Source organism: Promicromonospora sp. NPDC110617, assembly GCF_055598465.1.
This window is the reverse complement of sequence record NZ_JBVKBM010000005.1, coordinates 1-13,524: the sequence shown is the minus strand read 5'-3', so window position 1 is coordinate 13,524 and position 13,524 is coordinate 1. Positions and strand designations below refer to the sequence as shown.

Annotated in this window: 13 protein-coding genes; 6 read left to right on the top strand and 7 right to left on the bottom strand. The window is 72.3% G+C overall.

What is annotated here, in order from left to right; all coding sequences use genetic code 11:
- The first annotated feature begins 440 nt into the window (after positions 1–440).
- Positions 441–2,984: an amylo-alpha-1,6-glucosidase gene (locus ACZ7LE_RS24050; RefSeq protein WP_470405743.1), complete on the top strand. Its 2,544-nt coding sequence runs from the start codon at positions 441–443 to the stop codon at positions 2,982–2,984.
- Between the two features lie 121 nt (positions 2,985–3,105).
- On the opposite strand, the gene ACZ7LE_RS24045 is transcribed toward ACZ7LE_RS24050, so the two are convergent.
- Positions 3,106–4,656 carry a GntT/GntP/DsdX family permease gene (locus ACZ7LE_RS24045; RefSeq protein WP_470405742.1) on the bottom strand — a complete coding sequence of 517 codons (1,551 nt, stop codon included), beginning with the start codon at positions 4,654–4,656 and terminating at the stop codon, positions 3,106–3,108.
- Positions 4,656–5,243, bottom strand: coding sequence for a gluconokinase (locus ACZ7LE_RS24040; protein ID WP_470406028.1), 588 nt, complete (start codon positions 5,241–5,243; stop codon positions 4,656–4,658). Before ACZ7LE_RS24040 ends, ACZ7LE_RS24045 begins: the two co-directional genes overlap by 1 nt.
- Before the next feature lie 129 nt (positions 5,244–5,372).
- Here ACZ7LE_RS24040 and ACZ7LE_RS24035 point away from each other — a divergent pair, with 129 nt between their 5' ends.
- Positions 5,373–6,083 (top strand): FadR/GntR family transcriptional regulator, encoded by a 711-nt coding sequence (locus ACZ7LE_RS24035; RefSeq protein WP_470405741.1) that lies wholly within the window; start codon positions 5,373–5,375, stop codon positions 6,081–6,083.
- 34 nt (positions 6,084–6,117) lie between these two features.
- On the opposite strand, the gene ACZ7LE_RS24030 is transcribed toward ACZ7LE_RS24035, so the two are convergent.
- Positions 6,118–6,900 carry a TetR/AcrR family transcriptional regulator gene (locus tag ACZ7LE_RS24030; protein ID WP_470405740.1) on the bottom strand — a complete coding sequence of 261 codons (783 nt, stop codon included), beginning with the start codon at positions 6,898–6,900 and terminating at the stop codon, positions 6,118–6,120.
- A 256-nt stretch (positions 6,901–7,156) separates the two neighbouring features.
- On the opposite strand from ACZ7LE_RS24030, the gene ACZ7LE_RS24025 reads away from it, so the two are divergent.
- Positions 7,157–7,561, top strand: coding sequence for a RidA family protein (locus ACZ7LE_RS24025; protein ID WP_470405739.1), 405 nt, complete (start codon positions 7,157–7,159; stop codon positions 7,559–7,561).
- Positions 7,562–7,774: 213 nt separating this feature from the next.
- On the opposite strand, the gene ACZ7LE_RS24020 is transcribed toward ACZ7LE_RS24025, so the two are convergent.
- Both ACZ7LE_RS24020 and ACZ7LE_RS24015 read right to left on the bottom strand, forming a co-directional pair.
- Entirely contained in the window at positions 7,775–8,788 is a 1,014-nt protein-coding gene (locus tag ACZ7LE_RS24020) for a zinc-dependent alcohol dehydrogenase family protein (protein ID WP_470405738.1), read from the bottom strand.
- 107 nt (positions 8,789–8,895) lie between these two features.
- Positions 8,896–9,807: an SDR family oxidoreductase gene (locus tag ACZ7LE_RS24015; RefSeq protein WP_470405737.1), complete on the bottom strand. Its 912-nt coding sequence runs from the start codon at positions 9,805–9,807 to the stop codon at positions 8,896–8,898.
- A gap of 118 nt (positions 9,808–9,925) precedes the next feature.
- Between ACZ7LE_RS24015 and ACZ7LE_RS24010 the strand changes: the two genes are divergently transcribed.
- Positions 9,926–10,393 (top strand): winged helix-turn-helix transcriptional regulator, encoded by a 468-nt coding sequence (locus ACZ7LE_RS24010; protein ID WP_470405736.1) that lies wholly within the window; start codon positions 9,926–9,928, stop codon positions 10,391–10,393.
- Positions 10,394–10,412: 19 nt separating this feature from the next.
- On the opposite strand, the gene ACZ7LE_RS24005 is transcribed toward ACZ7LE_RS24010, so the two are convergent.
- Together ACZ7LE_RS24005 and ACZ7LE_RS24000 are read right to left on the bottom strand one after the other, a co-directional pair.
- Complete coding sequence (locus tag ACZ7LE_RS24005; RefSeq protein WP_470405735.1) at positions 10,413–10,808, bottom strand: SgcJ/EcaC family oxidoreductase; 396 nt, start codon at positions 10,806–10,808, stop codon at positions 10,413–10,415.
- 145 nt (positions 10,809–10,953) lie between these two features.
- Entirely contained in the window at positions 10,954–11,661 is a 708-nt protein-coding gene (locus ACZ7LE_RS24000) for an SDR family NAD(P)-dependent oxidoreductase (RefSeq protein ID WP_470405734.1), read from the bottom strand.
- On the opposite strand from ACZ7LE_RS24000, the gene ACZ7LE_RS23995 reads away from it, so the two are divergent.
- Positions 11,660–12,352: a TetR/AcrR family transcriptional regulator gene (locus ACZ7LE_RS23995; protein WP_470405733.1), complete on the top strand. Its 693-nt coding sequence runs from the start codon at positions 11,660–11,662 to the stop codon at positions 12,350–12,352. The two genes, ACZ7LE_RS24000 and ACZ7LE_RS23995, sit on opposite strands and share 2 nt — an antisense overlap.
- 146 nt (positions 12,353–12,498) lie before the next feature.
- Complete coding sequence (locus tag ACZ7LE_RS23990; protein WP_470405732.1) at positions 12,499–13,320, top strand: hypothetical protein; 822 nt, start codon at positions 12,499–12,501, stop codon at positions 13,318–13,320.
- The last annotated feature ends 204 nt before the right edge of the window (positions 13,321–13,524 follow it).

The following is a 13,524-nucleotide window of genomic DNA, read 5'->3' as shown; positions in this document are numbered from 1 at the left end:
ATCGCGCCTCAGCCTTGGGCCGACCGCGGCCTGACTACGTAGTCAACGGGTCCGAGCGAACCATGCCCTGACTACGTAGTCAAGGCCACGGCGGCCGTCGTCTCCGCGCCGTTGTGCGGCTGCTGTCGCGCGGGCTGCTGTCGCGCGGGCCGCTGTCGCGCGGGCTGCTGTCGCGCGGGCTGCTGTCGCGCGGGCTGCTGTCGCGCGGGCCGCCGTCGCGCGGGCCGATGTCGTACGGGCCGATGTCGTACGGGCCGATGTCGGAGCGGAGCCCGTTGGCCGAGGCTTGGCTGCTCTTCGGCGACCGTCGGCGCGCCCGGACTGCAGGTGACACGAGAAACTCGCGTGCCACAGCTCGACCAACTCTGCACTTGTATGTCATGTGACCAGCATCTAGGGTGCACGTTGTTAGCGTTCACATCGACGTGAAGGGTTCATTGATGAGCCGACGAACGACCGCCAGGTTCGGAGCCGCTCTCGTGGCCGGCGCCCTGTTCACCGTCCCGCTCGCGGCGGGCGCCTTGGCCGCCGACGCCGGCACCACTGCCGCGGCCAGCACCACCACCAGCACAGCGACCACCAGCACAGCCGCCACCCAGGTCGCCGGCACCGGAGCCGGCTCCTCCGACGACGAGTACGCCCCGCGCTCCCTCCCGTTCGCCCTGCCGGGCTTCAAGGAGCAGGAGTTCGACGGCGCGCTCCTGGTCGGCAAGGGGCACGCCCGCTTCTCGCTGGCGTTCAACATGGTGACGCCGGCCGGCCGCGTGCTCGACGACAACATGGTCCCGTGGATCAAGCGGATCGGGACGGTCACGCCCGACGGCTCGTACTACGAGATCGACATGACCACCGACAACCGGAACATCACGCCGGAGACGCTCGGCGGGCTGCGTGCCGTCCTCGCCCACCCCGAGGACTGGTCCGAGGCGGAGGTCGCGAAGGCCCGCGAGCAGCTGCCGGTCCAAGAGGCCGCGTATGAGGCGGCCGTGCGCGACACCCGGACCGTCCGGCTGCGGTTCTCGACCACGGACGACGGCGAGATCGTGGGCTCGGCCACCGCCCTGACCGACGACACCGAGGTGTTCCTGCAGGCCAGCCCGCCGTGGGCCGAGCCGAGCACGTACCGTCCCGAGGGGGAGCGCTCGATCGTCGCGACGTCGGCGGGCGTGCGCGACGCCTCCCGGGTGGGCAGCTTCCGCCTCGACTCGACCGAGACGCCCGAGGAGACCACCGGCTACGCGAACGTCGCCGAGCTGCTCAAGGGCCTGGCCGGCAAGGAGTACGCGGCGGGCGAGGGCGCCGTCGCGCAGCGGTACGCGCTCGACAAGGGCGAGACCGTCGCGTTCCAGGCCGCCGTCTCGACCGAGGCGCCCGACCGGTCCCGGCTGAGCACCCGGGACGTGACGCGGATCCTGGACCGCGCCGAGGCGCGGGCCGACGACGACACGCTCCACGGCCGCGGCCCGACCGGCCAGGCGGCGACGTACCTGCGCGACGCCATGTCGCTGAACGACAACTGGGACGAGAAGTACGACCGCTCGTTCGTCATGTGGGGCCTCGGCGGCGGGGGTGACGACATCTTCCTCGGCTGGGACTCCGCCTGGGACGCGATCACCGAGCTGAGCGTCGACCCCGCGACGGCGCTCGACCACATCCGCGACTTCTACGACCAGAAGGGCCCGCGCTACGACCAGCTCCACGCCGGGCCGATGCACACCTACGCCGCCTGGCGGGCCTACACGCGCACGGGCGACCGCAGCATCCTGGAGCTCGTCTACCCGATCATGACGCAGTACATCGAGCGGATGCCGGAGTTCGACACGAACCAGGACGGGCTCCTGGAGAGCCCGTGGGTGGAGGAGCGCCGTGGCGGCCGCGGCAACCACCTCGGCCTGGACGACAGCCCGCAGTACTGGAACTACGTCGAGGTCCCGCGGGACGGCGGCACGGACACGCGGGAGAACACCAACCTGACCGACGTCGCGCTCAACTCCTACTACGGGCTCATGGCCGAGAACCTGGCGCAGATGGCCACGGTGCTCGGCGACACCGCGGGCGCCGAGCGGTACGCCGCGCTGCACGAGCGCCTCGAGGTGCGCATGAACGAGCACCTGTGGAACGAGGAGCGGGGGCTCTACCTCAACCGGTACCTCGACGGGAGCTGGGAGCCGACCAACACGCCCACGGTGTTCTACCCGCTGTTCGGCGGGCTGGCGACGCCGGAGCGCGCGGAGATCCTGGTGCGCGACCACCTGCAGAACCCGGAGGAGTACGGCGGCGAGTTCGTCATCCCGAGCGTGGCGCGCAACGACCCGGCGTTCTGCGCCGGGCGCTACAACGCGTCGTCCGAGGCGTACCGGTACTTCCAGCCGGGCGAGGAGGACGCGTGCGAGGAGTGGCAGGGCGCCGCCTGGCCCCCGATGAACGCCACCGTCTACGACGGCCTCAAGCGGTACGGCCTGGACGAGGCCGCCGCCGAGCTGGCCACGAAGTCGACCAGGATGTGGCTCACCTCGTACCAGGACATCGGCTGGTTCCCGGAGTACTTCGACCCCGAGCCCGGCCAGGTCATCAACTCCGTGGCGACCGACACCGCGTGGCGCACCTACTCGTGGTCCAACTTGATGCCGCTGATGAGCACGCAGGAGCTCATCGCGGACGAGCCGTGGGGCGACGCCGCCGGCTTCCGCTTCGGCACGCTCGGCCTGCCCGGCACCAACACGGTCTCGGAGGTGCCCCTGAAGGGGCACGCGTGGTCGGTGACGGCAGGTCCGCGCAGCACCACGCTGGAGCGTGACGGCCGGACGGTGGTGCGCGCCGAGGGTGGGCGGGTCGTCGCCCGCGACGTGGTGCTCGACGCCGCCCGCGGCGAGAACGGCATTGACGTCACCGCGACGTCCCGCACCACGATCACGGTGACGGTCCCGGGCAAGCAGCCGCACGTCTTCCGGGTCCAGAAGGGCGACACCCACCTCACCTGGTAACCACCCACCCCACCCACCCCAACCGTTGAGTGCTGGGTATGTGTTCGTCTCGACGTCCGAGAGCAACACATACCCAGCACTCAACGATCGGGTTGGGCGGGTGGCCGGTCCGGTCGGCTTGCTAGACGACGACGCCCAGGAGCAGGACCACCAGCAGGGCCACGACCGAGAGCACCGACTCCATGAGCGACCAGGTCTTGAAGGTCTGGCCGACCGTCATGCCGAAGTACTCCTTGACGAGCCAGAACCCGGCGTCGTTCACGTGGGAGAGGAACACCGAGCCCGCGCCGATGGCGAGCACGAGCAGCGCCGCCTGCGTGGGTTCCAGGCCCGCGGCCAGCGGCGCCATGATGCCCGCGGCGGTGATCGTCGCGACGGTCGCCGAACCGGTGGCGATGCGGATGAGCGCCGCCACGAGCCAGCCGGCCAGCAGCGGGGTGATCCCGGCGTCGGCGATGCCGGACGCGATGACGTCGCCGACGCCCGAGTCCACGAGCGTCTGCTTGAAGCCGCCGCCCGCACCCACGATGAGCAGGATCCCGGCGATCGGCGCGAACGAGGAGCCGACGAGGTCGCCGAGCTGCTGACGCGTGCGGCCGACGGCGGTGCCGAAGGCGAACAGCGCGAACAGCGACGTGATGAGCAGCGCCACGAGCGGCTCGCCGAGGAACTCCAGCACCGTGCCGTAGCCCGTCTCGGTCGCGCCCGAGATCTCGACCACGGACCGCGCGAGCATCAGGATCACGGGCAGCAGCACGACCAGGACCGAGATGCCGAAGGACGGCTTGCGCAGCGTGGTGGTGCCGGTCTCCGTCGCGGTGGCGGTCGCCGTGGCCTTCCCGGCGCCGTCTGACGACGACGCGCCGCCGGTCCCGCCCGCGCCGTTGCCGCCCGCGGCGTCGTCGGACATGCCGAGCACCGTGGTGGGCGGGTCCAGCCTGACCCAGCGGGTGAGCGGGATGGCGAGCAGCGGCCCGGCGATGATCACCGTCGGGATCGCGACCAGCAGGCCGAGGCCGAGCGTGAGGCCCAGGTTGGCGCCGAGCGCGTCGATGGCGAGCAGCGGTCCGGGGTGCGGCGGCACCAGGCCGTGCAGCGCGGAGAGCCCGGCCAGCGCCGGGATGCCGACCAGCACGGGGTTGGCGCGCATGCGGCGCGCCACGATCATCACGACCGGGATCAGCAGCACCACGCCGACCTCGAAGAACAGCGGGATGCCGACGACGAACGCGATGAGCGCCATGGCCCAGGGCAGACGCCGTACGGGCGTGCGGTCGAGGATCGTGTCGACGATCCGGTCGGCGCCGCCCGAGTCGATCAGCAGCTTGCCGATGATCGCGCCGAGGGCGATGAGCACGCCGACGCCCGCGACGGTGGACCCGAGGCCGGCGGTGAAGCTGGTGAACGTGTCCGTGAGGCCCACCCCGGCCACGATCGCGAGCACGCCCGAACCGAGCACGAGCGCGAGGAACGGGTGCATCTTCAGCCAGACGATGAGTCCGACGATGACGATGATGCCGAGGAGCGCGGCGAGGACGAGCTGCGGGGTCGAGGCGGCCGGGGCCGTGTCCGCCGCGGCGGCGGAGACCGGCAGAGCAGAGCCGGTGAGAGCAGAGCCGGTGAGAGCAGAGTCCGTGAGAGCAGAGCCGGTGAGCGCGGTGGTGGCGAGCATCAGGCGTCCTCTCCCAGCAGGTGCAGGATCTCGTCGACGATCTGGTCCGGGCGCGGCGTGACGTCCACGGAGAACCCGGGCTCGTCGTCGGCCAGCGGCTCCAGCGCGGCGAGCTGGCTGTCGAGCATCTCGGGCTTCATGAAGTGCCCGGCGCGCCCCTGGATGCGGGTGCGCAGCAGGTCGTACGAGCCGGTCAGGTGCACGAACTGCACGCTGCCGACCGTCCCGTCGCCGTTCGTGTCCCGGCCCGCCGTCTCCAGCAGGTCGCGGTAGCTGCGGCGCAGAGCGCTGCACGGCACCACCGCGCTGCGCCCCTCGTTCAGCTCCTTGGCGAACCAGTCGCGGATGCCGCGCAGCCAGGGCCAGCGGTCGTCGTCGTCCAGGGGGTGGCCCGCGGCCATCTTGGCGACGTTCTCGGGCGAGTGGAAGTCGTCGCCCTCGGCGAACGACGCGCCGAGGCGGCCGGCGAGCAGGGCGGCGACCGTGGTCTTGCCCGAGCCGGCCACGCCCATCACGACGATGGCACGGGGTGCGGGATCAGTCCCGGCGGGCCCTGCCGGCCCGCCGCTTGTCTCGGTCGAGAACATCGCTGTCTCGGTGACGTCTGTGTCCATGGCATCTATCTTCACCCATTGATGACACCATTCGCGCGTGATTCATGTCACCAATGGTGTGACCAATCGGCCGGGCGGGGCGGCGCCAACTAGGCTGTGCGGATGGCCCCTGTGCTGCACAGCCCCGTCCTCGACGCCCTGGGCCGCCGCATCACCGGTGGTGAGCTGCCGGCCGGCGCCGCGCTGACGCTCGACGGGATCGGCAGCGAGTTCGGGGTGTCCCGCACGGTCGCGCGCGAGGCGATGCGGCTGCTCGAAGGCCTCGGCCTGGTCCGGTCGGGTCCTCGCGTGGGCATCGTCGTGCTGCCCCACTCGGCCTGGAACGTGCTCGACCCCCGGGTCATCGCGTGGCGCCTGGACGGCCCGGGCCGCACGTCCCAGCTCCGTTCGCTCACCGAGCTGCGCCAGGCCGTCGAGCCGCGCGCCGCGGCGGGGGCGGCCCGCGGTGCGACGGCGGCGGTGCGCGACGAGCTCGTCGCCACCGCCGGCCAGATGCGCAAGCTCGGCGAGGCAGGCGAGGGTGACGGTGCTGAGTTCCTCGCGCTCGACATCCGCATGCACGAGCTGCTCATGCGCTCCAGCGGCAACGAGCTGTTCACGGCGCTCGCCGACGTCGTCGCCGTCGTGATCTCCGGGCGCATCCACCTCGGCCTCATGCCCGCCTACCCCGTGCCGGAGGCGCTCGACGCGCACGAGGCGGTGGCCCGAGCGGTCGCCGCGGGCGACGCCGAGGCCGCCGAGGAGGCGATGGCGCGCATCGTGCGCGAGGTGCGCGGCGCGCTCGACGACGGCTCGGCACCGGCCCGCGCCTGAGGTCGCTCGTCGGTATCCCTGACCCGGACAGGCCCTAGATCGCGGCCAGCAGCGGCAGCCGGACGGCGGGCGGCAACGGCGCGACGTCGGGCCGGGCGCTGATCGACTGGATCTGCAGCGCCGCGAACCGGCGGGAGGCGGCGACCGCGGCCTTGCGGGACGAGGCCCGGATGCCGGAGTTCGCCATGATCAGCATGATCAGGTCGTCGAGGACGAAGTCGCGGCGCAGGCCGCCGGAGTCCTTCGCGCGCTGGATCAGCTCCGCCAGCGACCGCAGGGTGTGCGTGCGCTCCCGGGCGAAGTCGAGGGCTTTCGGGAACGCCGTGACGAACGCGGCGGTGAAGCCGCGGTCCAGGGCATGCATCACGCACACCTCCTCGATCACCGCACCGAGCCCGTGCCACGGGTCCGGGTCGGCCAGGCCCTGCTCGACGATCCTCGAACAGGTCGCCATCTGCTCCCCGAACGCCTCGGTGACCAGCGCCTCCTTGGTCGGGAAGCGCCGGTACAGCGTCGCGGGCCCGACGCCGGCGCGCCGGGCCAGCTCCCGCATCGGCACGTCGATGCCGTGCTCCGCGAACGTCGCGCGCGCCACCTGGAGGATGCGCTCGCGGTTGTCCCGCGCGTCGGACCGCAGCCCGCGCGCCGGGTACGGCTCCAGGGTCTCGGGCGGCGCGGTCTCGGGCCGCGCGGTCTCGGGTGGCGCGGACGCGGTTCGCGCGGACGCGGATGGCGCGGTCTCGGATGGCGCGGACGCGGATGGCGCGGTCTCCGAGGTCGGGGTCTCGGAAAGCACGGTCTCCAGCTGCTCGGTCATGACTCTCGCTTCGCCAAAACGGACGGGGTGTTCCACTCGCGCGAACATCATCGTACCCTGGTCGGCCGAGCTCCCGCCGTACTGTTCGCGGCGGCCGAGGCCCCACCGTCCAGCTTGGGCCGGTCGAGGCTCCGCACCCCCGGTTCGCGCCTTGAGCTCCCGCCTTGCGTTCCTGCCTCCGGCCCGCGGCCGGTGCGCTGTCGCGGCCCCGGAAAACACATCGCGAGGGAGCCCTCGTCCTTGCGACACTCCTGCGATGCGGATCAGCAGGGTGCAGCCGGACGGGCTGCACGCGACGCCGGGCTACCACCATGTGACGATCGTCGAGGAGGGCCGGACCGCCCATCTGGCGGGCCAGTGCCCGCTCGACGAGTCCGGCGCCCTCGTCGGCGCCGACGACCCGCTGGCGCAGGCGGACCAGGTCGCCGCCAACGCCCTGGTGGCGCTCTCCGCCGTGGGCGCCGCGCCGCGGGACGTCGTCCGCTCCGTCGTCTACGTCGCGACCGACGACCGCGCCGTCCTCTCGGCGGTCTGGCACCGGCTGAGCGCCGGCCCGCTCGCCGAGGCGTTCACCACCGCGAGCACGCTCCTGGGCGTCACGGTGCTCGGCTTCGCCGGCCAGCTCGTCGAGGTCGACCTGACGGCGGCGCTCGCCGACTGACCCCGGCCACCATCATGAGACCTGCCATCGCGAGGCCGGCCATCACGAGACCGGCCAGCTTCAGACCGGCCAGCCACAGGCCGACCCTCGGCAGGTTGCCACGGCGCCGCGCGGTCGGACCATGCACCTGCTGCCAGACCGATGTCAGGTCTGGCAGCAGGTGCATGGTCCGACCGGGAGCGGTTCCGCTCGCCCCGCCCCGACCGCCTGCGGTCAGTTCTGCAGCAGCACCTTGATCGCGCGCCGCTCGTCCATGGCGCGGTAGGCCTCCGCGACCTCGGACAGCGGCAGGGTCAGGTCGAAGACCTTGCCCGGGTCGATCTCCCGCTTCCACACCAGGTCGAGCAGGTGCGGCAGGTAGGCACGGACCGGCGCGACGCCGCCCCGCAGGCCCTTGTTGCCCCAGAACAGGGAGTCGACGGGCAGGTCGCCGTGCGGCACGCCCACGATGCCGATCATGCCGCCCGGACGGACCAGCTCCACGGACTGTGCCCGGGCCTCGGCGGTGCCGACGCACTCCAGCACCGCGTCCGCGCCGATGCCCTCGGTCAGCTCCAGGACCTTGGCGAGGCCCTCCTCGCCGCGCTCGGCGATGATGTGGGTCGCGCCGAACTCCTCGGCCACCTTCTGCCGCGACGCGTGCCGGCTCATGGCGATGATCGTGGTGGCGCCGAGCTGGGCCGCGGCCAGCACACCGCTCAGCCCGACGGCGCCGTCGCCCACCACGACGACGCTCGACCCCGGCCCGACCCCGGCCGAGACGGCCGCGTGCCAACCGGTGCACATCACGTCCGACAGGCTCAGCAGGCTCGGGATCAGGTCGGCGTCCGGCTCGCCCGGGGTGGCGAGCAACGTGCCGTCCGCGTTCGGGATCCGGATCTTCTCGGCCTGGCAGCCGTCGTAGCCGCCTCCGTGCAGGCAGTTGGCCTGCATGCCCTTGCGGCACACCGCGCAGGTGTTGTCGCTGTGCAGGAACCCGCCGACCACGAAGTCGCCGGGCTTGACGGTGGTGACGTCGGCGCCGACCTGCTCGACGACGCCGACGTACTCGTGGCCGATCGGCGTGGGCCGCTTGACCTCGGAGATCCCGCGATAACGCCAGAGGTCCGAGCCGCACACGCAGGCGGCGACGGTCCGGATGACGGCGTCGGTCGGTTCGAGGACGACGGGGTCCGTCCGCTCCTCGAAGCGGACGTCCCCGGGCCCATGAATGATTGCTCCTCGCATGCCCCCATTCAACACGCGCCCCGCGGATGAGGGAGTGTCTGCCGTTACCCCTCGGCGCCGCCGAGAGGTGGGCTCAGCCGGGCGGCCGGCCCGGCCGAGGGGCGGGCTCAGCCCCGCGCGGCGCGCACGACGTCGACCAGCGGGGTGGCCGGGCGGCCCAGCAGGCGATCCAGGTCGTCGCTGTCGGTCTGCAGGTCGCCGGCCGCGATCGAGGCGTCGAGCCCGGCCACGAAGCCGGCGGTCCCGGCGTCGAGCCCGACCTGCTGGAGCTCGGCGGCGTAGTCCGCCACCGCGAGGTCGCGGTAGGTCACCGCGGCGCCCGTGACGTCGCTGATCGTCGCCGCCAGCTCCGCGAACGTGAACGCGGGCCCGCCCAGCTCGTGGACGACGACGGGCGCGGTGCCGTCACCCGCTCCGGAGCCGGCCGTGTCGTCGGCCACGTCGTCGTCGGCGTCGTCGGCCAGCAGGGCGGACGCCGCAGCGCCGGCGTAGTCCGCACGCGGCGCGGCCGAGACCTTGCCGTCCCCCGCCGCGCCCACGATCTCGCCGCGCTCGAGGTACTCGGCGAGCCGCTCGGTGTAGTTCTCGGTGTACCAGCCGTTGCGCAGCAGCGTGACCGGGACGCCCGACGCGCGCAGCACCTGCTCGGTGGCCTGGTGCTCCCCGGCCAGCGGGTTGGAGGTGTCGTCGGCCTTGAGGATGCTGGTGTAGGCGATGCGCTCGACGCCGGCGGCCCGCGCGGCGTCGATCACGGCCGTGTGCTGCGGCACGCGCGCACCCGGTGCGCTGCCGGAGACCAGCAGCAGCCGCTGCACCCCGGCGAGGGCGCCGGGCAGGGTCTCGGGGCGGTCGTAGTCGCCCTCGCGGACCTGGACGCCGCGCTCGGCGAGGTCGGCGGCCTTCTCCGGCGTGCGGGCGATCGCGACGACGTCGGCGGCGGGCACGCCACGGGACAGCAGCTCCTCGACGACGAGGCGGCCGAGGTGTCCGGTCGCTCCGGTGACGGCGTAGGTGGTCATGGTTCTCTCCAGTTCGCGGTGCGGTGTGTGCCGAGCGGCCCGTTGGTCAGTTGCCAACGGATAGCACTAACGAATCGAAAGTACACCACATTCCGAGTGTGCGCGGTACCCTGGGCTCGTGAGCATCACCGACCTGGAACCCGCCGACCTCTCGGGCGACGCCCCGAGCGGGCCGCCGCAGGAGCTGGTGACCGACGTCTTCGCCCGCGGGTGCACCTCCCGGGCGGCCTTCGAGGTGGTCACGTCCAAGTGGGCCTCGCTGGCGCTGCTCGCGCTGGGGGAGGGCAGCTACCGGTTCAACGCGCTGCGCCGCCGGGTCGAGGGCGTCAGCGAGAAGATGCTGTCCCAGACGCTGCAGGCCCTGGAGCGGGACGGCATGGTCACGCGCGACGTCGTCACCACCATCCCGCCGCGCGTGGAGTACGGGCTGACGCCGCTGGGGGAGCAGGTGGCGCAGCGCCTGCGCGCGCTCGCCGACCTGCTGGAGGCCACGGCGGCGGCGTCGGCCCGGGACGCGGCCGGGGCACCGGAGCCGGACGGCGTGCCGGAGCCGGACGGCGTGCCGGAGCCCGGTCCGCGCCCCTGACCCGGCACGTCACTGCACGTCACTGCACGCGGGAGACGTGGTAGTGGCTGATGAGCCAGCGGCCCTCCTCGCGCACCGCGACGACGGTGAGGTAGACGTTCACCGGTCCGCCGGGGCGGTGGAACGTGACCGCGGCGTAGCCGAGCGCCGCGTCGTCGCCCAGCGCGCCGGTCCGGATCAGCGTGTGCTCGGCGGTCAGGCCCACGGGCTGCTTGCCGTAGTACGCCGAGACGGCGTCCCGGCCGAAGGACGGTTCGGGGTCGAAGCCCTGGAACAGGGCGTCCGGCGTGAACTGCGCGGCGATGTGTGCCAGGTCGCGGCGGCGGATCCCGTCGGACCACCGGTCGAGCAGCGCGGAGATCACCCCGGCGTCGTCCCGGGTGGTGATCTCCTGGCTGGTCTTGTGCTGGACCATGATCTCTCTCCTTGTCCCGGTCCGGGGACCGGTGAGCTGCGTGGCCGTGTCGCCGGCCGAGGTGTCCTGCGAGGTGTCCTGCGAGGTGCCGGACGGAGGCGCCCGGCCGGGTGCGGGGCGGCCCGCGCGGGCCGCCCCGGACGGGTCAGTGGCCCGCGATCTGACCGCCGTCGACGTGCAGGAACTCGCCCGTGACGAAGGGCGACTGCTCCAGGTAGAGGACGCCGCGGGCGACGTCGTCGATCTCGCCCATGCGCCCGAGCGGGTGCAGGCCCGCGAGGGTCTCGTGGGTCTCCTCCGGGTGCATCGGGGTCTTGATGACGCCGGGGGAGACGGCGTTGAAGCGGATGTTCTCCGCCGCGTACTCGATCGCCAGGGCGCGCGTGGCCGAGGCGATGCCGCCCTTGGTCACCGAGGCGAGGGCGGACGGGAACACCGACAGCGGGCTCTCGACGAGGGTCGTGGTGATGCTCACCACGTGGCCGCCGCCGGCCGCCTGCATCAGCGGGATCGCGCGCTGCGTGAGGTGGAAGAAGCCGGCGACGTTGATGCCGACCATCGCCTCGAGGTCCGCGGCGGTGTACTCGGTGAACCGCTTGGCGATGAACACGCCCGCGTTGTTCACGACCGTGTCGACGCGGCCGAAGCGCTCGACGGCGGTCTTGATGATCCGGTCCGCGGTCGCGGGGTCGGAGATGTCTCCGCTGACGACGGCGAGGTCGTCGGCCTCGTCCCGGTCGATGGAGCGCGAGTTGGCGACGACGGCGTACCCGATCTGGCGGTACGCGTCGACCAGGCCGGCGCCGATGCCCTGGGAGGCTCCGGTGATGACGGCAACCTTGTGAGTGCTCATGGTCTTCTTCCTTGGTAGACGGTCGGTCAACTACTGGGTGGTTCCCTTTATAGTTGACCGGTCGTATGCTGTCAACATGCCGAGAAGCTCAGATGGTCGTGAACGCCTGATCGAAGCGGGCGTGGAACTGTTCTCCCAGCGCCCCTACGGTTCGATCGGCGTCGCGGAGCTGTGCGCGCGCGCCGGCGTGAACAAGGGGTCGTTCTACTACTTCTTCCCGTCCAAGGAAGCGCTGGCGCTCGCCGTGATCGACCGGCACTGGACCTGGCAGAAGGGCGTGTGGACCGGGATCCTCGACGGCCCCGGCACCCTGCTCGAGCGGCTGCGCGGCCTGTTCGACGCCACGGCACAGATGCAGGTCGACGCCCTGACGGGCACCGGCTGGGTGGCGGGCTGCCTGTTCGGCAACCTCGCCCTGGAGGTCAGCTCCCAGAACGAGCCGGTGCGGCTGCGCCTGCAGGAGATCTTCGACGAGCAGATCGAGATGATCGCGGCCCGGCTCGCCGCGGCCGTCGAGTCCGGCGACGTGCAGCCCCCGGCGGACGGCGTCGACGGGGCCGCCAAGGCGATCGTCGCCCAGCTCGAGGGGCTCGTGCTCTTCGCCAAGGTGTTCAACGACCCGTCACAGCTCGACGCGCTGTGGCGAAACAGTCTGGCGCTCCTGGGCCTGACGGCCCCGGCCGCCGCCTGACCGCCCGGCCCCGCTCGGGTCGTTGAGTGCTGGGTATGTGTCCTTCTGGCACACGGAAAAGCGCAAGAACCCAGCACTCAACGACGCCGGAGGCGGGGCGAGGCGGGACGGGGTGGGGCAGGGGGCGCGTGCACTACGCTGCGCGCGTGACAGAACGGGACATTGCGGACGGCGGCGCTGGCGGCGGCGCGGACGGCGGTGCGGACGGCGCCGGGCCGGTCTTCTCGCCCGGCGCGCACCGGCTGGACCTCGGGCGGCTGGGTGCGATCACCCTCGTGGTCGGCATCCTGCTGACCGGCCCGCTCGGCTGGGCGTGCGGCTACGCCGTCGTGACGGACCCGGACCCCGCCGTCAGGTGGATCGCAGGGTTCTTCGGCCTGCTGTTCGGCGGTCTGTGCGTGCTGTTCGTGGCGTCGTTCTGGCGGGTCACCCGGCCGCGCGGCATGGTGGTCGACGTCGCGGGCATCTGGTTCTGGCACGGCACGGCCTGGGACCTCGTCCGGTGGACCCGGGCGGAGCGCGTCGGTCTGGCTTATGAGCTGCCGCCGGAGCTGCCGACGATCGGCGGACCCGTCGACCACCTGAAGGCCAAGGTCAGCGGCTGGGTCAAGGGCAAGGTGCTCGGCGCCCTGCGTGTGACCGACAAGCGGGGCATCGCGCTGGAGATCGTGCCGGTGCGCGCGGAGGAGCTCGCCGGGATGCCGCGGCTGGCGCGCTACCGCGCCACGGGCTCCGCCGGCGGTTCGGGCTCCACGGACGGTTCGGGCTCCGCGGACGGTTCGGGCTCCGCGGACGGTGCGACGCCGGTGCCGTGGCGCGTGCCGCTGCCCGGTGGATACCACTCGTTCGAGAAGCTGGTCGCCGCCGGTGAGCGGTTCGGCGGACACACCTGGGAGGGCTGGTTCCGCCGGCAGTGGACCGGTGGTGCGGGCCGCGGGCCGCGCGCGGCTGACCGACCAACTGGCTGACTCACGAACTGGCTGGCTGACCAACTGGCTGACTGATCAACTGGCCGACTGGCCGACTGGCCGACTGGCCGACTGGCCGACTGGCCGACTGGTCGACGGGCCAGCTAGCTGTAGTTCCCCGGAAGGTTGTGAACGGCGTGGCGTGATCGGAAAGTAGCGAGGACCTCCGGTATCGAAGGGGTTACCACACCAACCTTCAGCCCG